The 23,963-nt window shown below is 37.7% G+C and carries 18 protein-coding genes, 2 tRNA genes, 3 rRNA genes and 1 pseudogene; 7 read left to right on the top strand and 17 right to left on the bottom strand.

Going from position 1 to position 23,963, the window contains the following annotated elements; all coding sequences use genetic code 11:
• The first annotated feature begins 3 nt into the window (after positions 1–3).
• A complete protein-coding gene (locus tag MG292_RS05120) occupies positions 4–1,623 on the top strand; it encodes a pyruvate dehydrogenase complex dihydrolipoamide acetyltransferase (protein ID WP_264533785.1) in 1,620 nt (539 codons plus the stop codon).
• Positions 1,624–1,676: 53 nt separating this feature from the next.
• Here the strand turns inward: MG292_RS05120 and MG292_RS05115 are convergent, their stop codons facing one another.
• Positions 1,677–2,909 (bottom strand): glycosyltransferase, encoded by a 1,233-nt coding sequence (locus tag MG292_RS05115; RefSeq protein ID WP_264533786.1) that lies wholly within the window; start codon positions 2,907–2,909, stop codon positions 1,677–1,679.
• A 109-nt stretch (positions 2,910–3,018) separates the two neighbouring features.
• Between MG292_RS05115 and MG292_RS05110 the strand changes: the two genes are divergently transcribed.
• Positions 3,019–3,600: a MiaE family protein gene (locus MG292_RS05110; RefSeq protein WP_264533787.1), complete on the top strand. Its 582-nt coding sequence runs from the start codon at positions 3,019–3,021 to the stop codon at positions 3,598–3,600.
• Positions 3,601–4,393: 793 nt separating this feature from the next.
• Here MG292_RS05110 and rrf read toward each other — a convergent pair.
• From rrf to MG292_RS05080, 6 genes are all read right to left on the bottom strand, one after another.
• A 5S ribosomal RNA gene (gene rrf / locus MG292_RS05105) occupies positions 4,394–4,503 on the bottom strand.
• A 159-nt stretch (positions 4,504–4,662) separates the two neighbouring features.
• Positions 4,663–7,543, bottom strand: a 23S ribosomal RNA gene (locus MG292_RS05100).
• A gap of 189 nt (positions 7,544–7,732) precedes the next feature.
• A tRNA-Ala gene (locus MG292_RS05095) sits at positions 7,733–7,806 on the bottom strand.
• Positions 7,807–7,892: 86 nt separating this feature from the next.
• Positions 7,893–7,966: transfer RNA gene (locus MG292_RS05090), tRNA-Ile, on the bottom strand.
• A 126-nt stretch (positions 7,967–8,092) separates the two neighbouring features.
• Positions 8,093–9,606, bottom strand: a 16S ribosomal RNA gene (locus tag MG292_RS05085).
• Together the 16S, 23S and 5S rRNA genes with 2 tRNA genes alongside form the textbook arrangement of a ribosomal RNA operon.
• Positions 9,607–10,420: 814 nt before the next feature.
• Positions 10,421–11,656 carry an ABC transporter permease gene (locus MG292_RS05080; RefSeq protein ID WP_264533788.1) on the bottom strand — a complete coding sequence of 412 codons (1,236 nt, stop codon included), beginning with the start codon at positions 11,654–11,656 and terminating at the stop codon, positions 10,421–10,423.
• An 82-nt stretch (positions 11,657–11,738) separates the two neighbouring features.
• Between MG292_RS05080 and MG292_RS05075 the strand changes: the two genes are divergently transcribed.
• A complete protein-coding gene (locus tag MG292_RS05075) occupies positions 11,739–12,974 on the top strand; it encodes an exo-beta-N-acetylmuramidase NamZ family protein (protein WP_264533789.1) in 1,236 nt (411 codons plus the stop codon).
• Here MG292_RS05075 and MG292_RS05070 read toward each other — a convergent pair.
• On the bottom strand, positions 12,971–13,468 hold the full coding sequence (locus MG292_RS05070) for a YkgJ family cysteine cluster protein (protein ID WP_264534559.1): 498 nt from the start codon (positions 13,466–13,468) through the stop codon (positions 12,971–12,973). The genes MG292_RS05075 and MG292_RS05070 overlap by 4 nt on opposite strands.
• An 88-nt stretch (positions 13,469–13,556) precedes the next feature.
• Between MG292_RS05070 and MG292_RS05065 the strand changes: the two genes are divergently transcribed.
• On the top strand, positions 13,557–14,261 hold the full coding sequence (locus MG292_RS05065) for a class I SAM-dependent methyltransferase (RefSeq protein ID WP_264533790.1): 705 nt from the start codon (positions 13,557–13,559) through the stop codon (positions 14,259–14,261).
• 20 nt (positions 14,262–14,281) lie between these two features.
• Complete coding sequence (locus tag MG292_RS05060; protein ID WP_264533791.1) at positions 14,282–14,812, top strand: YfiT family bacillithiol transferase; 531 nt, start codon at positions 14,282–14,284, stop codon at positions 14,810–14,812.
• A gap of 5 nt (positions 14,813–14,817) precedes the next feature.
• Here the strand turns inward: MG292_RS05060 and MG292_RS05055 are convergent, their stop codons facing one another.
• The 8 genes and pseudogenes from MG292_RS05055 to MG292_RS05020 all read right to left on the bottom strand — a co-directional run bounded on the left by MG292_RS05055 (position 14,818) and on the right by MG292_RS05020 (position 21,325).
• On the bottom strand, positions 14,818–15,450 hold the full coding sequence (locus MG292_RS05055; RefSeq protein WP_264533792.1) for a 7-carboxy-7-deazaguanine synthase QueE: 633 nt from the start codon (positions 15,448–15,450) through the stop codon (positions 14,818–14,820).
• A 125-nt stretch (positions 15,451–15,575) separates the two neighbouring features.
• On the bottom strand, positions 15,576–16,895 hold the full coding sequence (locus MG292_RS05050) for a tetratricopeptide repeat protein (RefSeq protein ID WP_342032618.1): 1,320 nt from the start codon (positions 16,893–16,895) through the stop codon (positions 15,576–15,578).
• A complete protein-coding gene (locus MG292_RS11305) occupies positions 16,844–17,248 on the bottom strand; it encodes a tetratricopeptide repeat protein (protein WP_342032617.1) in 405 nt (134 codons plus the stop codon). Before MG292_RS11305 ends, MG292_RS05050 begins: the two co-directional genes overlap by 52 nt.
• A gap of 19 nt (positions 17,249–17,267) precedes the next feature.
• Entirely contained in the window at positions 17,268–18,182 is a 915-nt protein-coding gene (locus tag MG292_RS05045; protein ID WP_264533794.1) for a PstS family phosphate ABC transporter substrate-binding protein, read from the bottom strand.
• A gap of 233 nt (positions 18,183–18,415) precedes the next feature.
• Positions 18,416–19,214, bottom strand: a pseudogene (locus tag MG292_RS05035) (energy transducer TonB).
• A 38-nt stretch (positions 19,215–19,252) separates the two neighbouring features.
• The gene (locus MG292_RS05030; RefSeq protein ID WP_264533797.1) at positions 19,253–19,810 is read right to left on the bottom strand and encodes an ExbD/TolR family protein; all 558 of its coding nucleotides are present in this window, start codon (positions 19,808–19,810) and stop codon (positions 19,253–19,255) included.
• An 18-nt stretch (positions 19,811–19,828) separates the two neighbouring features.
• The gene (locus tag MG292_RS05025; protein ID WP_264533798.1) at positions 19,829–20,425 is read right to left on the bottom strand and encodes an ExbD/TolR family protein; all 597 of its coding nucleotides are present in this window, start codon (positions 20,423–20,425) and stop codon (positions 19,829–19,831) included.
• An 81-nt stretch (positions 20,426–20,506) separates the two neighbouring features.
• A complete protein-coding gene (locus MG292_RS05020; RefSeq protein WP_264533799.1) occupies positions 20,507–21,325 on the bottom strand; it encodes a MotA/TolQ/ExbB proton channel family protein in 819 nt (272 codons plus the stop codon).
• A gap of 491 nt (positions 21,326–21,816) precedes the next feature.
• On the opposite strand from MG292_RS05020, the gene MG292_RS05015 reads away from it, so the two are divergent.
• Together MG292_RS05015 and MG292_RS05010 are read left to right on the top strand one after the other, a co-directional pair.
• Positions 21,817–22,185, top strand: coding sequence for a DMT family protein (locus MG292_RS05015; protein ID WP_264533800.1), 369 nt, complete (start codon positions 21,817–21,819; stop codon positions 22,183–22,185).
• A gap of 18 nt (positions 22,186–22,203) precedes the next feature.
• On the top strand, positions 22,204–22,569 hold the full coding sequence (locus MG292_RS05010; protein WP_264533801.1) for a cupin domain-containing protein: 366 nt from the start codon (positions 22,204–22,206) through the stop codon (positions 22,567–22,569).
• Here the strand turns inward: MG292_RS05010 and MG292_RS05005 are convergent, their stop codons facing one another.
• On the bottom strand, positions 22,570–23,913 hold the full coding sequence (locus MG292_RS05005) for an FAD-dependent oxidoreductase (protein ID WP_264533802.1): 1,344 nt from the start codon (positions 23,911–23,913) through the stop codon (positions 22,570–22,572). It abuts the gene before it with no gap.
• Positions 23,914–23,963 lie beyond the last annotated feature (50 nt).

Here is a 23,963-nt window from a genome sequence, read left to right as displayed (position 1 = left end):
GTTATGGCTACAATAGTAACAATGCCTCGTTTGAGCGATACAATGACAGAAGGAACGGTGGCTACTTGGCTTAAAAAAGTCGGTGATAAAGTAAGCGAAGGAGATATCTTAGCTGAAATCGAAACAGATAAAGCTACTATGGAATTTGAATCTTTCAATGAAGGAACACTTTTACATATTGGTATTCAAGCAGGAGAAACTGCACCCGTAGATTCATTATTGGCAATTATAGGAAATGAAGGAGAAGACATCTCGGCTTTATTAGCTGGGGGTACTGCAGCAGCTCCTGTAGCTGAAACTCCTGTAGCAACTGAAACCAAACAAGAATCACCTGCCGCTACCCCAGCAGCACTTCCAGAAGGAGTAATTGTTGTAACAATGCCTCGTTTAAGTGATACGATGACTGAAGGAACCGTAGCTACTTGGTTGAAAAAAGTAGGTGATACAGTTGCAGAAGGAGATATTCTTGCTGAAATCGAAACAGACAAAGCGACAATGGAGTTTGAGTCATTCAATGCTGGAACTTTATTATATATTGGAATTCAAGAAGGAAGCACGGCACCAGTTGATAGTTTATTAGCGATCATAGGACCAGCGGGAACAGATATTAGTGGCGTAGCTGATAACTTCAAAGTGGGTGGTTCAAACACTGCTACTGCAAAAGAAGAAACTAAAGCAGCTCCTGCTGAAAAAGCAGCTCCGATTACTCAAGAAGCAGCTGCTGACGGACAACGTATTTTGGCTTCACCATTGGCAAAGAAAATTGCTAACGAGAAAGGAATCCAATTATCACAAGTAAAAGGTTCTGGAGAAAACGGACGTATCGTAAAAAGCGATATCGAAAACTTTACACCATCTACAAGCAGCACTACAGCCGCTGCAGCACAACCACAAGAAACAGCTAAAGCAGCAGCTCCAAAAGTATTCGTTCCTGCTGGAGAAGTTTTCACAGAAGAAATTAAAAATTCGCAAATGCGTAAAATCATTGCGAAACGTTTAGCTGAATCTTTATTCACAGCACCTCACTATAACTTATCTATTGAAGTTTCAATGGACGAAGCAATGAAATCAAGAGCAGCTATTAATAGCGTTCCTGACACCAAAGTTTCATTTAATGATATGGTAATTAAAGCTTGTGCGACTGCCTTGAAAAAACACCCAATCATCAATTCACAATGGAGAGAAGATGCTATTATCATCAATCACCACGTAAATATTGGTGTAGCTGTAGCTGTTGAAGACGGATTAGTAGTTCCTGTACTGCGATTTACAGATGCTATGAGTTTATCTCAAATTGGTGCAAGCGTAAGAGATTTAGCTGGAAGAGCTAAAACCAAAAAATTACTTCCTAACGAAATGGAAGGAAGTACATTTACAGTTTCTAACCTTGGAATGTTTGGTATCACTGAATTCAATTCTATCATTAACCAACCTAACTCTGCTATCCTTTCTGTAGGAGCTATTGTAGAGAAACCAGTAGTTAAAAATGGACAAATTGTAGTAGGTAACACTATGATGCTTTCTTTAGCTTGTGACCACCGTACCATTGATGGTGCAACAGGAGCACAGTTTTTACAAACATTAAAACAATTCATCGAAAACCCAGTAACAATGCTTGCATAATTACTCGTTTTCATAAACTATAGAATCCCGTCTTGTTTACTTGACGGGATTTTTTATTTCTTATTTTTTTCTTCAATCCAACGCGACATATATTTGGTACTCTGCATTGTATGGTGGGACAACATTTGACCCAAGAAATTATTTTGCCTGTGCATCTTTAAATTCATTTGTAATTCAGCTATTGTATTCTTAAATTCATCTTCAAACAGCTCTTTCAAATAGCGTTGCTTAATGATTTCAAATCCATTTTGCTGACTTTGTTTCCAAACGATTTCATCTTGATACAATTGAATTGATGCATCTGCAAATTGTTGCGGATTATCTTCGATGCTACCATTCCAATCTAAAGCACCACGCATCGACTCAGCACCAATAGAAGAAGTAACCGATGGAGTTCCATATTCCATTGCCTCCAATAATTTGCCTTTAATTCCAGCACCAAAACGAAGTGGTGCCAACAATACCCGAGCATTTGAAATGACCTCTTTAGCATTTTCAGCTCTGCCTTTTATTATAAATCCTTCCTTCTCATTATGCAATTGAAAAACTTTCTGCGAAGGATAGGCCCCATAAATTTCCAACACTGTTGTAGGAAGTTGTTTTCTAATCAAAGGCCAAATCGTTTCTTTCAAATACTGAACGGCATTCCAATTGGGTTCATGAAGAAAATTACCTATAAATACAAAACGTTGCCTTTGTTCAAATGACAAAATATTCCAATCAACCGAATCAACCATTAAAGGCAAATAAAACAAAAGCGATTGATCTATTTTAAAAACAGACTGCAATACCTCCATTTCATATTCAGAAACCATCAAAGATACATCTGAACGCAAAATACTAGCAATTTCTCTTTTGGCCACTTCTTCTTGTAGTAAATCCAAAACTTCAAATTCCCGATTCGCTTTAAAAGAATTTTGGCGCGCCAAACGCAAACAATGCAAATCTTCAGTATCTAAAATCCGAACGGCATCAGGACAATGTTCCGCAACACGCCACCCAAATTGCTCTTCGATCATAAAACGATCAAATAAAACCACACTAGGCTGCAATTCCTTCAAAAACAAATCAAAACTAGATTCATTCAACTCTATTGCTGCCTTATCAACACCAAAATCGGCAAGAGAAACCATAAAATCACTATCCTGAGCGGGACTTGCAAAAGTAATAGCAAAACCCTGTTTCTTGAACAAAGAGATTAACCGCATCATTCTTCCACCAGCGGCAGAAGAATTAGGCTCAGGCCAAACAAAACCGATAATTAAAAGTCGTTTATTGGTATCCATATTTACGTAATAGCAAAATACAAAATAATAGCAATTAAACTAAAATCAAATCATTTATCTTAAAAAATTAAACATAAAAAAGTAATTTTGTAACTCTAAATAAAAACTCATGTTAGGACTTAAATTAGCTACCGATCCCAGATGGGTCAATATCGTGGAATCCAATATTGAAGAAATCTTAACCGACCATGCGTGGTGCGAGCAAAAAGCAGCCTCCAATGCAATTTACATCATCGTCAACAATTCAGAAAAAGAAGAATTGGTTACCGAAATGACGCGAATTGCTTTAGAAGAAATGGAACATTTCCAAATGGTACACAATATCATTAAAGAAAAAGGTTTGGTATTAGGCAGAGAAAGAAAAGACAATTATGTGAACGATCTAGTCAAATTTGCTAAAAAAGACGGCAGCCGAAATGATGCTTTGGTCGAACGACTCCTTTTTGCAGCCATGATTGAAGCTCGAAGTTGCGAACGCTTCAAAGTCCTATCCGAAAACATTCAAGACCCTGAATTAGCGCAATTTTATAGAGACCTTATGATTTCTGAAGCAGGACATTACACCACGTTTTTAAACTTTGCCAAACAATACCAAGAAAACATCAACGTAGATACCCGTTGGAAAGAATGGATAGCCTACGAATCCTCTATTATTACCAAATACGGCAAACAAGAAACCGTTCACGGTTAAAAAATATCCTTTTTATTTGTCATTCCGAACTCGTTTCGGAATCTATAAATAACACCTTTTATTTAGTAATTTTAGCAGCACTTATTGTACTTCCTGAACACGAGTTGTCCCGCTATCCGCGCTACAAGGTAGCTTGCTACTATCGGGGCTAGAAAAGGCGTTTAGTAGTTCAAAACATTTACCAAATAACACTCCTAACGGAGCTAATAGTCTTATAAATGTCTATTTTACTTTGATTAGTTTACAATAGATAAATCCCTTAGAAATGGCATATTGGTAACAAAAATCTTTTAATGTTGAACTCTTAAATCCCATAGATTTGAGATTAAGAGGAGGAAGCCCAGTGGGCTTCAGGTATAAACAAAAAAACTCCAACTTGTACAAGTTGGAGTTTCAAAAGAAACCTGTCTGCCGACAGGCAGAGGCGACGACTACCGATTGCAATCGGGACTCCCACATAACTACCGTACTCCCGAAGCGTCGGGACGCAAGCGGGCATAACTACTCTGTTCGGGCTAAATCTTATCTTGTTTTTTCTAAAAAAATATATAAAATAAAAAACCCCGTTTCGTTAGAAACAGGGTTTTCAAAAGACTTGAGGGCTATGCCCGACTGAGCGAAGCTAAAGGCGACGAACCGAGCCCGAAGGGCGAACACGTCGATCCAATATAAAAAAAGAGCCTTGTCTGAAAAGACAAGGCTCACTAAAGAAAGGCGACGACACGAACGCAGTAACTGCGCCGAACCGCTTGTAAACAAAAAAGCCTGTCTAGATTTAGACAGGCTTTCTAAAAAAAGGCGACGACATACTCTCCCACATAACTGCAGTACCATCTGCGCAGGCGGGCTTAACTTCTCTGTTCGGGATGGGAAGAGGTGAGCCCCGCCGCAATAACCACCTTAAGGTTTTTGTTGGCGGTTGTTGGTTTTTGGTTGTTGGTGTTGCCATCAACTACCAACCATCAACTATCAACTGCAGCTTCGCTGCAAATATCTTAACATACTGAGATAAAGAAAAAAATTAAGAAAGTTTCTCTCTGCCCCTTGCGGGGCAGGAAAAGCGTACATAAGCTTACGGGTTATTAGTACTACTCGACTATGACATTACTGCCTTTACATCTATAGCCTATCAACGTGGTCATCTTCCACGACCCTTAAAAGAAATCTCATCTTGTGGTGGGTTTCGCGCTTATATGCTTTCAGCGCTTATCCCTTCCAAACGTAGCTACTCTGCAGTGCCCCTGGCGGGACAACAGATACACTAGAGGTTTGTCCAATTCGGTCCTCTCGTACTAGAATCAGATCCACTCAAATTTCTAACGCCCACAGTAGATAGAGACCGAACTGTCTCACGACGTTCTGAACCCAGCTCGCGTGCCACTTTAATGGGCGAACAGCCCAACCCTTGGGACCTTCTCCAGCCCCAGGATGTGACGAGCCGACATCGAGGTGCCAAACCCCCCCGTCGATATGAGCTCTTGGGGGAGATCAGCCTGTTATCCCGGCGTACCTTTTATCCTTTGAGCGATGGCCCTTCCATGCGGAACCACCGGATCACTATGCTCTACTTTCGTACCTGATCGACCTGTATGTCTCTCAGTCAAGCTCCCTTATGCCATTGCACTCTACGCACGGTTACCAAGCGTACTGAGGGAACCTTTAGAAGCCTCCGTTACTCTTTTGGAGGCGACCACCCCAGTCAAACTACCCACCAAGCAATGTCCCCCGCTTAAGCGGGGTTAGGCCTCAGATAAACAAAGGGTTGTATTTCAACAATGACTCCACAACGCCTGGCGACGCCACTTCACAGTCTCCAACCTATCCTACACATCATTTATCCAAGGTCAATACTAAGCTATAGTAAAGGTGCACAGGGTCTTTTCGTCCCACTGCGGGTAAACGGCATCTTCACCGTTACTACAATTTCACCGAGCTCATGGCTGAGACAGTGTCCAGATCGTTACACCATTCGTGCAGGTCGGAACTTACCCGACAAGGAATTTCGCTACCTTAGGACCGTTATAGTTACGGCCGCCGTTTACTGGGGCTTCAATTCAATGCTTCTCGCAAGGATAACATCTCCTCTTAACCTTCCAGCACCGGGCAGGTGTCAGGCCCTATACTTCATCTTACGATTTTGCAGAGCCCTGTGTTTTTGATAAACAGTCGCCTGGACCTCTTCACTGCGGCCAGCTTGCGCTGGCGACCTTTCTCCCGAAGTTACAGGTCTATTTTGCCTAATTCCTTAGCCATGAATCTCTCGAGCACCTTAGGATTCTCTCCTCGACTACCTGTGTCGGTTTACGGTACGGGTACTTATTACCTGAAGTTTAGAGGTTTTTCTTGGAAGCCCTTAGGCGTACTATCTCTTTGACCGAAGTCTCCGAGTACTATCGTATTTCCCCAAAAAGCGTGGATTTGCCTGCGCTTCTTATAGGTAGGTACTTCAACGAACTATTCCGTCAGTTCGCGACGCTTTCATCACTCCGTCACCCCATCACAGTAATAAGTAGTACGGGAATATTAACCCGTTGGCCATCGACTGTCCCTTTCGGGTTCGCCTTAGGTCCCGACTAACCCACAGCTGATTAGCATAGCTGTGGAAACCTTAGTCTTTCGGTGGCGGTGTTTCTCGCACCGCTTATCGTTACTTATGCCTACATTTTCTTTTCCAGCCAGTCCAGCATACCTTACGATACACCTTCAACCCTGCTGGAATGCTCCCCTACCACTTGTATATAATACAAATCCATAGCTTCGGTAGTATGCTTATGCCCGATTATTATCCATGCTCGTCCGCTCGACTAGTGAGCTGTTACGCACTCTTTAAATGAATGGCTGCTTCCAAGCCAACATCCTAGCTGTCTGGGCAGACAAACCTCGTTCTTTCAACTTAGCATACATTTGGGGACCTTAGCTGATGGTCTGGGTTCTTTCCCTCTCGGACTTGGACCTTAGCACCCAAGCCCTCACTGCTGGTAAACATTATATAGCATTCGGAGTTTGTCAGGAATTGGTAGGCGGTGAAGCCCCCGCATCCAATCAGTAGCTCTACCTCTATATAACTTAAATCCAGCGCTGCACCTAAATGCATTTCGGGGAGTACGAGCTATTTCCGAGTTTGATTGGCCTTTCACCCCTACCCACAGGTCATCCGAAGACTTTTCAACGTCAACCGGTTCGGTCCTCCACTGTGTGTTACCACAGCTTCAACCTGCCCATGGGTAGATCACACGGTTTCGCGTCTAACACTACTGACTAAAGCGCCCTATTCAGACTCGCTTTCGCTACGGATCCATGGCTTAACCACTTATCCTTGCCAGCAACGTTAACTCGTAGGCTCATTATGCAAAAGGCACGCCGTCACCCCACGAAAGGGCTCCGACCGCTTGTAAGCGTATGGTTTCAGGATCTATTTCACTCCGTTATTCACGGTTCTTTTCACCTTTCCCTCACGGTACTGGTTCACTATCGGTCTCTCAGGAGTATTTAGCCTTAGCGGATGGTCCCGCCAAATTCAGACAGGGTTTCACGTGCCCCGCCCTACTCAGGATACCACTATCCTTTACACTTGTTACCTATACGAGACTATCACTCTCTAGGGTCCTACTTTCCAGTAGATTCTAGTTCCTTGTGCAAGAAATGTCGTGGTCCTACAACCCCAAAATTGCCGTAACAACTCTGGTTTGGGCTAATCCGCGTTCGCTCGCCACTACTTACGGAATCACTTTTGTTTTCTTCTCCTCCGCCTACTTAGATGTTTCAGTTCAGCGGGTTTGCCCACCTATCGGTGTACTATGTCTTCAACATAGTGGGTTGCCCCATTCAGGTATTTACGGATCAATTCGTGTGTGCCAATCCCCGTAACTTTTCGCAGCTTATCACGCCTTTCTTCGCCTCTGAGAGCCTAGGCATCCCCCATACGCCCTTATTTTGCTTATTGTACCAACCTATTAATTAAAATAGGCCGTTTCTTTTACTTGCCTAATGATAAACAAGTAAAAATGTTTTCTACTTTATTATTTTCTTATCTCAATATGTCAATGAACTTTTTTCTTAGTAATTAGTTACTAGTAATTAGTGATTAGCACAAGGCTAATTACTATTTACTCTTTACTATTCACCAGAATAGTGGAGAATATCGGAGTCGAACCGATGACCTCCTGCGTGCAAGGCAGGCGCTCTAGCCAGCTGAGCTAATCCCCCGTCTTTTAGTTGGCAGTTAACAGTTATCAGTTAACAGTACTTCAAACGGTTACTCAACCTCTAAAATTTCCTTAAGTCTAAAAAAGTAGTCCCGGGCAGACTCGAACTGCCGACCCCTACATTATCAGTGTAGTACTCTAACCAGCTGAGCTACGAGACTCTGTTTTGTTCTTAATTGTATTATTTGAACCAACAGCAAGAGTAATATTATCAAACTATTCTTAACTCTAAATAGTACGTTTTTTTCTTAATCGTGTTGCCTAAGCAACTAACAATTAAGCTCTAGAAAGGAGGTGTTCCAGCCGCACCTTCCGGTACGGCTACCTTGTTACGACTTAGCCCTAGTTACTAGTTTTACCCTAGGCAGCTCCTTGCGGTCACCGACTTCAGGCACCCCCAGCTTCCATGGCTTGACGGGCGGTGTGTACAAGGCCCGGGAACGTATTCACCGGATCATGGCTGATATCCGATTACTAGCGATTCCAGCTTCACGGAGTCGAGTTGCAGACTCCGATCCGAACTGTGACCGGCTTTATAGATTCGCTCCTACTCGCGTAGTGGCTGCTCTCTGTACCGGCCATTGTAGCACGTGTGTAGCCCAAGGCGTAAGGGCCGTGATGATTTGACGTCATCCCCACCTTCCTCACAGTTTACACTGGCAGTCTTGTTAGAGTTCCCGACATCACTCGCTGGCAACTAACAACAGGGGTTGCGCTCGTTATAGGACTTAACCTGACACCTCACGGCACGAGCTGACGACAACCATGCAGCACCTTGTAAATTGTCCGAAGAAAAATCTGTTTCCAAATCTGTCAATCTACATTTAAGCCTTGGTAAGGTTCCTCGCGTATCATCGAATTAAACCACATGCTCCACCGCTTGTGCGGGCCCCCGTCAATTCCTTTGAGTTTCATTCTTGCGAACGTACTCCCCAGGTGGGATACTTATCACTTTCGCTTAGCCACTGAAGTTGCCCCCAACAGCTAGTATCCATCGTTTACGGCGTGGACTACCAGGGTATCTAATCCTGTTCGCTCCCCACGCTTTCGTCCATCAGCGTCAATCCATTAGTAGTAACCTGCCTTCGCAATTGGTATTCCATGTAATCTCTAAGCATTTCACCGCTACACTACATATTCTAGTTACTTCCTAATAATTCAAGCTCTACAGTATCAATGGCCGTTCCATCGTTGAGCGATGGGCTTTCACCACTGACTTATAAAGCCGCCTACGGACCCTTTAAACCCAATGATTCCGGATAACGCTTGGATCCTCCGTATTACCGCGGCTGCTGGCACGGAGTTAGCCGATCCTTATTCTTACAGTACCGTCAAGCTCCCTCACGAGGGAGTGTTTCTTCCTGTACAAAAGCAGTTTACAATCCATAGGACCGTCTTCCTGCACGCGGCATGGCTGGATCAGGCTTGCGCCCATTGTCCAATATTCCTCACTGCTGCCTCCCGTAGGAGTCTGGTCCGTGTCTCAGTACCAGTGTGGGGGATCTCCCTCTCAGGACCCCTACCCATCGTCGCCATGGTAAGCCGTTACCTTACCATCTAGCTAATGGGACGCATGCTCATCTTTTACCGTTGGAACTTTAATGTTAAAATGATGCCACTTTAACATACTATGGGGTATTAATCCAAATTTCTCTGGGCTATCCCCCTGTAAAAGGTAGATTGCATACGCGTTACGCACCCGTGCGCCGGTCTCTAGTTCCGAAGAACTATACCCCTCGACTTGCATGTGTTAAGCCTGCCGCTAGCGTTCATCCTGAGCCAGGATCAAACTCTTCATCGTATATTATTTATATTATAATTAACGACTATCTAGCATTTTTTAGAATCTCTCGAATCTATTACTCTTTATTGTGTTTTGAAATTAATCTCAAAACGGCTGTCAATTCAATATGTCTAGGAACGTATCTTCTTTTTTATTCGCTTATCTCTCAAAGCGGGTGCAAAAGTACAACTTCTTTTTTATCTCACAAGTATATTCAAAAGTTTTTTTAAAGAAAATTTACTTTCGTTTTACTCATTCAATACATTCAAGAACTTGTCCCCTTTTCGGGAGGGCAAAGATAATTACTTTTTTATCTCTAGCAAATTTTTTAAAGTAAAATTTCTTTTATCTTCATTACCTTGCCTTTCAATAATTAATTAAGAACCTCGCCGGTATTGCGGGTGCAAAAGTACAACCTAATTCCGCTTTTCCAAGATTTTTTTAACCTTATTTTTTTTCTTTTTCTTAACTCGCTGATTACCCGTTTTGTAAATCATAAAGTTTTTTCCAATTGGGTATTATAAACGGTGAATTATCTATTGTTTTAGCAACAAAATTAGAAGATTGAAGTTTGAAATTGATATTGTTATTGAACCATATAAGGAATATAAGGGAATATAAGTTTTTGAACCATTAAGAGATTAAGGAAAATGAAGATACAGGTTTAAATTAATGAACAACGAATGTTGAACTTTGAAGTTTGAAATTGCTATTGTTATTGAAGTTCAACCCGCGTTAGGGATAGTAGCGAAAAGCCCACAGCATGTGAAGCATCGCGAAACAGCGAGGACTTGTAGCAAATAGCCCGACCCGGAGGGAAACGCCATAAAAATTACTCGTAACGAATGGCTTTGATGGGAGAAATTTTGGTAATAATGTAGGAAGGAATTAATAAAACCAAGAAACATACTCCCACTGTAAGTAGGTTTAACGCTACAATATATCCTAAATTAAAATAAACCGGAGCTTGGTTGACGTAGTAATTTTCAGGATTGAGCTGAACGACACCAAAGTATTTTTGAATAAGCACCACTCCAATTCCGATGCAATTGCCCCAAAAGAGCCCTCGAAGAATTAAATAAAAGGCATTGTACAAGAATATTTTTCGCACAGACCAGTTGTTTGCACCAAGTGCTTTTAAAATTCCTATCATTTGTGTACGTTCTAAAATAAGAACGAGCAAAGCCACTACCATATTTATAGTAGCTACTACTATCATCACTCCAAGAATGACAATAATATTAAAATCGAATAATTGCAACCAATCAAATATATAACTGTATTTTTCGATTATGGTTTTGGAATCCAAATTAGATGGCGTTTGCTGATACACCTCTTCTCCAACTGTTTGAATTTGGTTGAAATCTTGTACAAAAATCTCAAATGCACCGATTTCGTTTGGAGTCCACTTATTGATTCGTTGAATATGTCGAATGTCACCTATTATATAAGTAGCATCAAATTCTTGAAATCCTGAGTTAAAGATTCCTGTAATTTTAAATCGTCGAATGTTAGGAAGTTGGTTTTGATTTTCTTTGATAAAAAAAGTATTGAAAGCATCTCCTACTTTTAATTGCAATCTGTCAGCTAAGAATTGAGAAATCACAACCTCTGGATTGAGTTGGCCTGACAAATTAGGCAAACGTCCCGCTATCAAATACTCTTTAATATTACTCCATTGATAATCGGCTCCAACTCCTTTAAAAATAATTCCCTCAAAAGCTTTTTCTGTTCGAATTATTCCTGCTTTGGTGGCAACGGCTTGAATATGGCTAATTCCGGAAACCGAATTGAACTTAGGGTAAAACTTTTGATTTTTAGAAATAGGAGTTAATGTTGCCTCCGATTGGTTATTATCATAATTTGAAATAATGATATGACCATTGAAAGCCGATACTTTTTCTCTAATTTTTTGTTGTAAGCCAATTCCTGTCGCTACCGAAACAATCATCATTACCATTCCAATAGCAATAGCTGCGATAGCAATTTTTATTATTGGCGCAGAAATACTACTTTTATAATCTTTAGCAGTAATCAATCTTTTGGCGATGAAATATTCTAAATTCAAGTTGATTCGGTATTTACTTGAGCCAAAAATACAGCTAAAACACGAATTACACTAATTGACTTTAACTTTATTTATTTTGACAATGATAGTCTCTTTTAAAAAACACTCCTCTTTAATTGGTCTTCTTTTTTTCATTGTTTCTTGCTCAATACATAAAACTCTTCCAACAAAAAATACCACTCCACACAAAACCGTCACTGGAATTCAGAGCCATATTCGACCTAGCCAACCGACAGATTTCAAAACGGGTGCTGACAACTTCGAAAGCTACCTCCCTCTTTTAAAAGATAAAAAAGTAGGAGTAATAAGCAACCAAACCGGAATTTTAACTAACGGAACTCATTTGGTGGATTTTTTGGTTGCCAATCAAATCAATGTCCAAAAAATCTTTGCGCCAGAGCACGGCTTTCGTGGTACTGCAGATGCTGGCGAACTCATCATTGATGGAAAAGATGCTAAAACGGGATTGTCCATTATTTCACTTTATGGCTCTAATAAAAAACCGAAACCAGAACAATTAGAAGGAATTGACATTTTGATATTTGACATTCAAGATGTAGGTGCGCGATTTTACACCTATATTTCTAGTCTTCATTATGTTATGGAAGCTTGCGCTGAAAATAACATTCCGCTATTGGTTTTAGACCGCCCTAATCCAAATGGATTCATTATTGACGGGCCTGTCTTAGAAAAAGAATTCAGCAGTTTTGTAGGTATGCACCCCGTACCGGTACTTTATGGAATGACTATTGGCGAATATGCCCAAATGATTAATGGCGAAAAATGGCTCAAAGACGAAGTGCAATGTAATTTGAACGTGATTCCTTGTGTTCATTATGATCGAAATGCCTCGTACCATTTTTCAGAAAGACCTTCTCCAAATCTCCCTAATGACCAAGCCATTAACTTGTATGCGAGTTTGTGTTTCTTTGAAGGCACCAATGTTAGTGTAGGAAGGGGTACAGACAAACAATTTCAAATTTATGGCTCCCCCTTTTTACCCAATACTGGATTTAGTTTTACTCCTGAACCCAATTTGGGAGCAAAAGAACCGATGCATAAAGGCGCTATTTGCTACGGAGAAGATTTATCTACTATTGAACCGGTAAACCAAATTGAATTGAAATGGCTTATCAAAGCCTACAACACTACAGAAGATAAGACAAAATTTTTTATTCCTTTTTTCACCAAATTAGCAGGAACAAACACTTTACAGCGTCAAATTGAAGAAGGCTTTTCTGAACGAAAAATCAAAAAAAGTTGGAAAACAGGTCTAGATCAATTTAAAGAAATTCGAAAAAAATATTTACTGTACTAAAGTGGTAATTTCTTTTTCATTTCTTCTATAATATTATAGACTGCAGGACAAATGGGAATGTTCTTTAATGTCAAATTAGTAATTTGCTGAAATTTTTTTCGGTCAGTATGTGGAAATTCCCGACACGCTTTTGGACGAACATCATAAATAAAGCAAGTATTGTCATGATCCAAAAACGTACAAGGTACTGATTGCAACACATAATCATTGTCCTCGTCAATACGAAGATACATTTCAATGAATTGTTGTGATTTTTGCCTGAGATGTTTAGCGATACGTTCAATATCTGCCGAAGTAAACAAAGGGCCAGTCGTTTTACAGCAATTCGCACAAGTCAAACAATCTGTTCTTTTAAATTCGGCATCGTGCAATTCTTGCATCGCATAATCTAAATTTTTAGGTGCTTTCTTTTTCAGCTTATCAAAATACTTTTTGTTTTCGATATGCTTATCTTTGGCAAGTTTCCCGAGTTCATTTAAATTTGGCTTTAACATCATATTGAATTTCTAACGCAAAGTTAAACAACTTGAAACTATAAACTAAAAAAAGAGGAAAGATTGCTTCGTTCCTCGCAATGACATTATGAAAGACCTTTTCGGAAAAGCAATACTCGATTATCAAACCAATTCTTCACCTGAAAACATCATTACATCGACTTCTATTTCGGAAGAAGATGAAATGGAAGTCGCGTACTTATTTCGAAGCTTTGATGAAATGCCCGCTATCGAACAAAAAGCATTACAATTAGCCAAAGGCAGCACTTTAGATGTGGGATGCGGGGCAGGAAGTCACGGATTGTATTTGCAAAACGAACGAAATATAGATGTTCATTCTATTGATATTTCTAAAAACGCTATTCAGGCCTGTTCCCTTCGCGGATTGAAAAACACACAAGCCATTGATGTCTTGAATTTGGAAAACGAAAAATACGACACGATTCTGTTATTGATGAATGGCACAGGGGTCTTTCAAACCTTAAAAAAAACAACTATTTATCTTCAAAAATTGAAAAGCTTACTCCATCCAAACGGACAAATATTAATTGATTCTTCTGATATTATCTACATGTTTGACGAAGACGAAGATGGAGGTAAGTGGATTCCGAGCGACAACTACTATGGCGAGTTAACGTTTAATCTTCAATACAAAAACGAAACTGAAGACTCATTTCCTTGGCTATACCTAGATTACAATACACTTCAAAATGCGGCTTTAGCCAATGGACTACAATGCCAACTCATAATGGAAGGAGATCATTTTGATTATTTAGCACAACTTACTGTTTAACATATCAACACTTAGCAGAGATGGAAGACAAATTACGTTACCCTATTGGAAAATATACAGCTCCCGAAGTTTATACCAAAGAATATCTATCAGAACGTATTCAAGAAATTGCTCAATTCCCCGCATTGTTGAAAAAGGAAGTATCGCAACTTACTAACGAACAATTAGACACCCCTTATAGAGACGGCGGCTGGACGATACGTCAAGTAATTCACCATTGCGCCGATAGTCATATGAATTGTTTCATCCGAATTAAATGGGCGTTAACCGAAAACAATCCTACCATAAAATTCTATTATGAAGACCGCTGGGGTGAAATGGAAGACAATTTAAATATGCCTATTGAACCAACGCTAGCTTTGTTAGAAGGATTGCATTTTCGCTTATCGTATTTAATGAGTAGTTTGTCCGAATCGGATTTAAACAAATCATTTATCCATCCCGAGCATAATGCTTCGTTCCAAATCAAAGAAATTATTGGAACCTATGCTTGGCATGGATTGCATCATTTAGCTCATATTACCGAGTTAAAAAAACGAAAAGGTTGGTAATTTTTCTAAGGGATATTCAAATATTTATGCGTTTGTAAAGACACACGCCATTTTGGATTGTTCATTACATAATCAACAATCATTGGTGTCATTTCTTCTCTTTTACTCCATTCGGGTTGCAAAAAAAGAATGGCATTTTTGTTTACTTTTTCGGCTTGCTCTTCAGCAAAAATAAAGTCGTGTTTGTTATAAATAATGACCTTTAACTCATCTGCATTATCATATACGGTTTGAGTGGGTAATTTATATTTTTTCGGCGAAAGACAAATCCAATCCCAAGTTCCTGACAAAGGATAGGCTCCTGAGGTTTCTATATGAACTTTTACATTGTTATCCTTTAATTTTTGGGTTAACAAAGTCATATCCCAAGTAAGTGGCTCTCCTCCGGTTACTACAACTGTATCAGCATATTTGGTGGCATTGGCTACAATTAAATCCACATGGGTTGGAGGATGTAACTCTGCATTCCAACTTTCTTTTACATCGCACCAATGACAACCTACATCACAACCGCCTATTCTTATAAAATAAGCCGCCGTTCCTGTATGTGACCCTTCGCCTTGAATGGTATAAAATTCTTCCATCAAAGGCAACATGGCTCCTTTATTAACTTCTAATTGTATTTCTTTTGATAACATCTATTTCTTTTGAAGTTGCAAAGATAGTCAATTAGAAAATTCATTTCCTATCTTCTTTTTCCTTAAAATTGAGCATAAAAAAACCGACAACTAATTGTCGGTTTTTTAAAATATAAATAGTTTATTTATTTCAATTGTTTGATTGAACTTAATGCGTAAGCATTAGTTGGATCAATAGCTAATGTCTTGTTGAAATACTCTACTGCTTTTACTTTATCTGTATTAGCGTAAGTAGCTCCAATAGTGTTGTAACTTTCAGCGATTTTTTTAACAACAGCTGGTTTTGCAACTTCATCAGCTCCTTTTGCAGTTACTGCAGCTACATAAGCTTCATAATACTTAATTGTATTTGCATCATTATCTATCAAACTATTTGTTCTTGCTTTAAATAAAAATGCCTCATAGTAACCTGGAGATGCCACCAATACTTTATCAAAAGCAGCATCTGCTTTCTGAAGTGCTACAGCATCTGGCTTAACATCTTTTTTACTATTTGCATAGTACAACGACAACCCAAAATACAAATTATCATCTAGATAATTTTTAGACTCCTGATTTGTTGTACCTAATTCAAAAATTGCAGCTGCTTCTTTAAATAACTTTTGTGAAAAGAATTTTTTTCCTACCTCATTTAAATCTTCCGCTGCTAATGGTTCCATCTCAATCGATTTTTTGATAGCAGTCAAACCTGCATCAAAAGCAACTGGGTCAATAGAAAGCCCATCAGCACTAGTTCCTTTTTTAATTTTGGCTAATCCTAATACTTGAAAGTCTTTTGCAATAATTTTATTAGACGTATTCGATGTAAACGTTTCTAAAGACTGAATTGCTTTATCTGTATTGCCGTTTTCATATGCTGCATATCCTAAATAACGATAGATTCTTGGATTCACCTTATCCAACTGGATCATTTTATTAGCTTCTTCCTCTAGCGTTCTATAATCTTTTACCAAAATCATAAAATCAGCACGACGCATTCTTGAATGAATCGAATAATCAGTTAAATCCATGTATTTTTGATAATAATCAATGGCTATTTTGTAGTTTTCAGCAGCTTTAGAAGGTTTATTCCTAGCTATTTTATAATAAGTTTCAGCTAACTCTCTGTATACTGGTCCGTAATTAGGATTGATGGCAATCACCTCATTATACGCTTTTGAAGCTTCATCATATGATTTAGCTCCTTTTAACAAAACACCCAATTGCATTTTAGCTCTTAACAAAGTATTATCAGCTGAAAATGCATCTCTGTAAGCTTTATATGCTTCATTTTGGTTACTTTCTCCATAATAAGCATCACCTAAAGCTAAAAGTACTTGAGCATCTTGAGGATTGTTCACAAGTGCACGATTTAAAACAGCAATCGCACTTTTGTAATCTGGTTTTGAAGTATTCATATAAGCCCTAGCGATATATACATATTCTTCAAAATCTTTTTTACGCATATCTTTGGTAGCCAAAGCAAACTTAGCTGTGGCAGATGGAATGGAATGTCATTATTATCCAAATCTATTTGCCCTAAACCAATATGATTAAATCGAGCAGATTCAGAAGCTGTCAACCCTTTTTCGTAAGAAATCCTCGCCGAATCTTTTATGCTTTGAGTTAAATACACATTTCCTAAGATAAAAGAAGCCATGCCATTCGAAGGTTTTGCTTGTAAAATTGATTTCAAAATAGATTTTGCCTCTTCGTATTTTTCTGCATCAATAGCCTTTTTTGCTTGATTAATATCTTGGGCTTGACTTACCGAAACGGAAGTCAAAAGTACTAATCCAAAAATTTTAAATTTATTCATCTTTATAATTATAATTTATTTAATTCTTATCGTTGGTAATCTCTTTTCTGATAACTAATTTTCTAGGAGGTACTTTAACGGGTAGCAATCCTGATTTTAAAATAATTCGTTGACCAATATCTCCAGCCACAAAAGAGGCAAATCCCATTCCTAATCCTGAATAGCCTTGACAATTTACAATAAACAAATCGCGTGCCAAAGGATATTTTCCTTCAGCTATTGTATTTTGATCTGGTGCATAATAGTTCGAATCTTTCAATCCTTTAACGCTCAAAATGTTCACTTTGTCAACATAGCGTTGCATTGCTGGTGTAGGCTGTGAAAGCCAATTCATACCAACTACACCAATCATTCCTTGATTATCGGAAACAAATTTAATAACTTCATTGTTTGTTCCAAAAGAAAATACACCTTTTTCTGGAATTGCTGACAAGCCTGCTAAATTATTCATATAGCGAACTGTACTTGAGTTAGGATTGTCAAAAACCAAACCTTTGATATTCCCTACTGATTTCCCTTTCATAAAATCCAAAACATCACTCAAAGCAATTAAGGTATCTTTAGTACCCGCATTAGTTATAAAAGCAATTGCATCAATAGCTATAGGGGTAACCTTTGGAATAATCTTTCTAGATTCAAAAATCTTCATTTCTACTTCATTAAGCTTTCTTGAAAGAACAGCTATACTTGAAGTATCTTTAGCCAAAGCTTGAATTACTTCATTCTCAGATTTAGCATCCAATTTAATTTTAGCTTCATACCTACTTTCAAAAACCTCTATTTGGTCTTCCATTATAGGCTGCAATGTTTCGTCAACCAAAAGCGTTGCATTCCCTTTCAAAATAGTTTCTTGATTATTTTGATTGGATTTATTACATGAAGTAAAAAATAAAAACAAAATAATAAGACCCGAAAAATTTACAGAATTTCTCATAATTTAATCATTGTTATCATTAATTATCCTTACGAATCTAAAAAGAGAATAAACGATTAGCAGTACGCCAAAAGCGATTCTATAATTGTATTGCATTTGCAAAGGAAAATGCTTCATAAAGATAACCAATAATCCTAAAACTAAATAGGATACTAAAAACAAAATTCCTATAACGAGAAGAAATCGCCCTTTGAGCGATTTCTTCTGAAAACTAGTAACAAAGTTTTTAAACATTATTCTGCAGATTGGATAGTAATTGGAAGAGAATATAACACTCTTACTTTTTTACCATTTTGCTCTCCAGGAGTCCATTTTGGACATTTGTTTAAAACACGTATTGCTTCTTTACCTGTTCCGTAACCAATATCTCTAATTACTTTAATATCGGTCAAAGATCCGTCTTTCTCTACTACGAAAGTAACATATACTTTCCCTTTCAATCCTTCTTCTTCAGGAGTTTGGTAATTATTCCCTACAAACTTGTAGAATTTTTCCATTCCACCAGGAAAATCTGGTTTCACTTCGATACCTGCAGTATTATAAATAGTATTATCTACTTCTTCTACAACTGCAGCAGTACCATTACCAACTGGTTCAACAGTCAATTCAGCATCAGGATCTCCTTTGATAGTTTCATTACCTAGTTTCTTATCTTTGATTTCAGTAATTTTTGGTGGTTCTTCGGTAACCTCTTCAGCTTTAGCCACTACAGGCTTAACAAATTTAACTTGATCCACTTTTGGTGGAGGTGGTGGAGGTGGCGGAAGATCTTTTTTAGGCTGTTCTTTCTTAGGAGGTAATTTCATGGTTACAATTTTTGTATCCAATCCTTCATCATCACTTGAAGAATCTGGCAATAAGCTCATAATTAATGGAGCTGCAACTGCAAACGAAAATACAATCGCTCCAATAATTAATGCCTTAACAGTGGTCTTAGTATTCTTTTTTTCTAAGATCATAAGCCCCATAAGCCTTATTTCGACCCTCGAATACGATATCAAGCCATTGGTTTGTAAATATATCTAATTTCATTTTATATAATTATTAGGTTATTGAGCAACAAGAAGTTCTTATTTACTTTCTAACAATTTTGTTTCCTCAGGAGTATAATCATTAACAATTGCATATGTAGGAACATCAACAATTGCCATTTCATCTAATATATCAACTAAGTTTCTATAATTTGACTTTTTACTCGGTTTGATTATTACAATCATCCCTTTGTCTTTATTTCCTGTATATTCAAGAACTAATTTCTTTCTTGCAATTAATTCTTTGCGAATCCCTTCTTTACCGTAAGAGAAGTCTTTAGGAGCTCCTCCAGCAACAGGAGTCGCTAACAAACCTACATAACGAACCAACTTATCGTTATCTCCAAGAAGAATCGTCATAGTACGATTTTCATCTACTTTAACCTGATTCTTTGGATCTGGTTTATCTTCTTTATCTGGCAACCCCAAACTCATCGATTGAGGTTTTGACAAGGTAGTCGTAAGCATAAAGAATGTTATCAATAAGAATGCCAAATCCACCATCGCTGTCAAATCAACTTTCGCATTGGATTTTTTACTTCTTACCTTACCATCGCCTTTTTTACCACCACCGTCGCCGGTATTTAATTCAGCCATTTTAGTATCTTTTAAATATTATTTGTCTTTTGCTCTTAAACCAGTAACTAAATTAAAGCTATTGATTTTTTGATCTTGTAAGATATCCATCACTTTTTTAATAGATGGATACTCTTCTCTTGCATCGCCTTTGATTGCAATCTGCAATTCTTTATCGTCAATTTCAATATTTGCTATTCGAGCATTTTGAATCCACTGAGACAACTGATTATCTAAAGAATCTTTAGGGATTCCTGGTTGATTGGATTTACCTCTTTCCGAACTAGTCATTGCAATGATTTGCTTAAGATTAGCGATTGGCACTCCAAATCCTTCCATTAAAGCAAATTTAGCAGCTTCATCTTCTGTAAATTCAACTCCGTATTTTTGACCCATTAATTCTAAAGTCCTTTTTCTAACTTCTCTACCTTTTAAATCAAAGAAAACTTTTCCTTTTCCTACGGTAATAGTAGCTAAATCAGTGTCTGGCAATTTAGTTTGAACTGTTGATGCTGGTGTGTCTACTGGCAAAGGTTCTGGAATCTTGGCTGTAGCAGTCAAAATAAAGAACGTAAGCAATAGAAAGGCAACATCACACATAGCGGTCATATCAATAGACGCAGCTTTTTTGGACATTTTTACAGCCATTACTTTATTTGTATTATAATTTAATGAGTTGCTTTTTACATTAAAAACTCATTAGAATTAATTAATTAATTATTTTTTTGAACTTCTGAAGTGTCTGTAAGTGTTTACAATTGTATTACCAGCCTCATCAATTGAATACGTCAAAGTATCAATTTTAGAAGTAAACAAATTGTAAGTAATAATTGCTAATGCAGAAGTAGAAATACCTGTAGCGGTGTTAATCAACGCTTCAGAGATACCATTTGCCAAAGCAGCTTGGTCTGGAGTTCCAGCAGAAGCTAACGCACCAAACGCTTTAATCATCCCTGTTACTGTTCCTAACAAACCAGCTAATGTACCTAAAGATACTAATGTAGAAAGGATAGTCATGTGCTTCTCTAACATTGGCATTTCTAATGAAGTAGCTTCTTCAATTTCTTTATGAATAGTTTCAGCAGCAGCTTCGCTATCTAATCCTTCTGCTTTTACATCTTGGTATTTCAATAAAGCTGATTTGATTGCATTTGCAACAGATCCTTGTTGTTTGTCACAAGAAGCAATAGCTCCATCAATATCTCCTTTAGTAATACTTGCTTGTACATTTTTCATAAAAGCATCTAAGTTACCTTTTCCTGCTGCCTTAGAAATTACAGCGAAACGCTCAAATGAAAATACGATAACCATTAATAAACACCCTAATAATACTGGAACGATAGGACCTCCTTTGTATACCATTGCTAAATAGTTTCCTGGTAGTGGGTGTCCTGTATTAACTCCACCTTCGAAGTTTGCTCCATTACCCATAATAAAATTCCAAATAATCCATCCTACGAAGATACATGCTCCGATGATAATTCCTGAAATTGCTCCTCCACCTTTTGGTCCATTTTCTTTTTTAACGTTTGCCATTTTTTTAAATTTTAATAGTTTTAAATAATTTAATTTTTTGTGTTTAAATAAACTTGTAGTGGAGCAAATTTATATTTTTAGTTTAAATAAAAAAACTTTTTTTGATTTAATTGGTGTTAATTTTAGTCAAACCAATTGCGTTTCTTTTTGTTTTTTTTTTATTTAATAAAAAATACACAACGAAAACGATTGTTTACTACAAAAAACTCACTCAAGCCCTAAATATTAAAATAATTTATCAATAAAAGAAGAAAAAAAATTTAGATATAAAATTTTTATTTTTTTCATAAAAAACGATGTAGTTCCTCTCAAAAACCTACTATCAGGACTCAATAGATCCGAAATTAAGGATTTTACATTGATCTTAAACTCTAGTACAACTGACACCAACTAGTTGTAATAAAACTAAAGACTATTTACTTAAAATTCGTCAACAATGTGAAATATTAATTATTGTTAGATTCTTATTTTTGCAATTCAATAATTAATTTATGAAAGGTTTACTTACTATTGGTCTTTTGATTCTATCCAATATGTTTATGACATTAGCTTGGTATGGGCATCTTAAGTTTAAAGAACTTAAATGGTTTGAAAATGCAGGACTACTCTCCATTATATTTATTAGTTGGGGATTAGCACTATTTGAATATTTTTTTCAGGTTCCTGCTAATCGAATTGGATTTAGAGGAAATGGAGGGCCTTTTTCTTTGTTACAGCTCAAGGTTATTCAAGAAGTAATTACATTAGTAACGTTTGTACTTTTTAGTTTGGCCTTTTTCAAAAACGAAACCTTTAGATGGAATCATGCTATTGGCTTCTGTTTTCTACTATTAGCTGTTTACTTTATTTTTAAAAAATAAGATTTAACATCGTTCATTATGAAAAAATACACTTTACAGAAAAGCCCGTTTGTTGTTCCTACAACTGATGGCAAACTTATTGAAGAACATCATGGATTGGCAAGCACTAATAATCCTGACATCTCTATTGCACACATGATAGCTCCTGCAGGATGGAGCGAACCTTTTCAAACACCAGAGTTTGAAGAGTACACCTATATCATTAGTGGGAAGAAACAATTCATTATTGAAGACGAAGTACTAGTATTAGAAGCTGGGCAATCCATTAAAATTGAGAAAAACACAAGAGTTCAATATTACAATCCGTTTGAGTCTCCTTGTGAATATATAGCTATTTGTACTCCTGCATTTGACTTTAATAAAGTACACCGAGAAGAAGCTTGATTATTTTAATTGAAGTAATTTCAATATTGTATGCTCCACTTCTTCCGAATCCCAATTTTTATCAATGTTAGGCATTTTTAAAACCTCTTCCATGATAGCATTTTGGGCATCGCCAATAGCTAGAGCTTCGGTATACGGTCGGTCACTAAACGTTACCCTACTATATAAAGGAATCCATAAGTTTGGATGTTTGTCTGAAAACACCTTTTCGATTTTCTTTTGTAATAAGAATTTTTCATCAGCCGTTTTAGTACTCATTTCCATGAAATTGCGATAGGACAATTCGGCAATCGCGTCTGCATTAGGCTTTCTTGATTTTTGATATTCTGAAAAAATGGTTTTCCAGTCGTCTCCATACTGCTGCATCATTTCGTTCAAGACTGTTATATCTTCAAACCCAGCATTCATTCCTTGTCCATAAAACGGCACAATGGCATGACTAGCATCTCCAATTAAGGCTATTTTATCTTCAAACGTCCATGGAAAACATTTCATAGTCACCAAAGTACTAGTAGGATTTTTAAAAAAATCATCCGCTAACTTAGGGATAACATCAATGGCATCAGGAAAGTTTTTAGCAAAAAACGCTTCTACCAACTTCATATCTTTCAACTCTTCCAAAGAATTGTCTCCCTCAAAAGGCATAAATAAAGTACAAGTAAAGCTCCCGTCTAAATTAGGCAAAGCAATCAACATGTATTCGCCACGAGGCCAAATATGGAAAGAATTCGGATCTAATTTATGAGACCCATCAGCATTGGCAGGAATATTTAATTCTTTGTAGCCGATTTTTAAAAATTCTTGTGAATAATCAAACATACTCTGGCGTTGCATGCGATGGCGAATTCGAGAAAAAGCACCATCCGCTCCAAAAACCATATCGTATTTTTTTTCTTCCCAAGCACCGCGTTCGGTTTCGCCAATATGCAAAGTGGCATCAGCAAGCGTAACATCCCAAATGCGTTGTTCAAAAAAGAATTCGGCTCCAGCGGCTTCCGCCAAATCAATCATTTTTCGATTCAAAAGACCTCTTGAAATAGAATAAATAGCCTCTCCTTCTTGTCCGTACGGTTGAAAATTGAGTTTATCTACTAAATGAATCGCGCGCTTGTCCATGGGAATGGCAATTTCACGAACAGCATCTCCCACTCCTACTCCATCTAAGGCTTTCCAACCTCGATTGGACATCGCTAAATTAATAGAACGCCCTGAAAATTCAATTTGCCGAATATCCGGACTTCTATCATAAATATGGACGGTATGACCTGCTTTACGCAAATAAATTGCTAACAGCGAACCTACTAATCCGGAACCAACGATTGCAATATTCTGAGGAGTTTGCATTACTATTTTATAAAAGTTAGGCAAAATTACTCATTTATTGCAATAGCCTC

Origin of the sequence: Flavobacterium keumense, from assembly GCF_029866485.1 — a bacterium.
Classification (GTDB): Bacteria; Bacteroidota; Bacteroidia; order Flavobacteriales; family Flavobacteriaceae; genus Flavobacterium; species Flavobacterium keumense.
The sequence above is the reverse complement of the archived record's forward strand: the minus strand, read 5'-3'. Positions and strand labels throughout refer to the sequence as shown.

Excerpts from the sequence above, each read along its gene's own strand:
- MG292_RS05120 (WP_264533785.1), top strand. The coding sequence starts at position 4 with ATGGCTACAATAGTAACAATGCCTCGTTTGAGCGATACAATGACAGAA.
- MG292_RS05115 (WP_264533786.1), bottom strand. The coding sequence starts at position 2,909 with ATGGATACCAATAAACGACTTTTAATTATCGGTTTTGTTTGGCCTGAG.
- MG292_RS05110 (WP_264533787.1), top strand. The coding sequence starts at position 3,019 with ATGTTAGGACTTAAATTAGCTACCGATCCCAGATGGGTCAATATCGTG.
- MG292_RS05075 (WP_264533789.1), top strand. The coding sequence starts at position 11,739 with ATGATAGTCTCTTTTAAAAAACACTCCTCTTTAATTGGTCTTCTTTTT.
- MG292_RS05070 (WP_264534559.1), bottom strand. The coding sequence starts at position 13,468 with ATGTTAAAGCCAAATTTAAATGAACTCGGGAAACTTGCCAAAGATAAG.
- MG292_RS05065 (WP_264533790.1), top strand. The coding sequence starts at position 13,557 with ATGAAAGACCTTTTCGGAAAAGCAATACTCGATTATCAAACCAATTCT.
- MG292_RS05060 (WP_264533791.1), top strand. The coding sequence starts at position 14,282 with ATGGAAGACAAATTACGTTACCCTATTGGAAAATATACAGCTCCCGAA.
- MG292_RS05055 (WP_264533792.1), bottom strand. The coding sequence starts at position 15,450 with ATGTTATCAAAAGAAATACAATTAGAAGTTAATAAAGGAGCCATGTTG.
- MG292_RS05050 (WP_342032618.1), bottom strand. The coding sequence starts at position 16,895 with ATGCGTAAAAAAGATTTTGAAGAATATGTATATATCGCTAGGGCTTAT.
- MG292_RS11305 (WP_342032617.1), bottom strand. The coding sequence starts at position 17,248 with ATGAATAAATTTAAAATTTTTGGATTAGTACTTTTGACTTCCGTTTCG.
- MG292_RS05045 (WP_264533794.1), bottom strand. The coding sequence starts at position 18,182 with ATGAGAAATTCTGTAAATTTTTCGGGTCTTATTATTTTGTTTTTATTT.
- MG292_RS05030 (WP_264533797.1), bottom strand. The coding sequence starts at position 19,810 with ATGGCTGAATTAAATACCGGCGACGGTGGTGGTAAAAAAGGCGATGGT.
- MG292_RS05025 (WP_264533798.1), bottom strand. The coding sequence starts at position 20,425 with ATGTCCAAAAAAGCTGCGTCTATTGATATGACCGCTATGTGTGATGTT.
- MG292_RS05020 (WP_264533799.1), bottom strand. The coding sequence starts at position 21,325 with ATGGCAAACGTTAAAAAAGAAAATGGACCAAAAGGTGGAGGAGCAATT.
- MG292_RS05015 (WP_264533800.1), top strand. The coding sequence starts at position 21,817 with ATGAAAGGTTTACTTACTATTGGTCTTTTGATTCTATCCAATATGTTT.
- MG292_RS05010 (WP_264533801.1), top strand. The coding sequence starts at position 22,204 with ATGAAAAAATACACTTTACAGAAAAGCCCGTTTGTTGTTCCTACAACT.
- MG292_RS05005 (WP_264533802.1), bottom strand. The coding sequence starts at position 23,913 with ATGCAAACTCCTCAGAATATTGCAATCGTTGGTTCCGGATTAGTAGGT.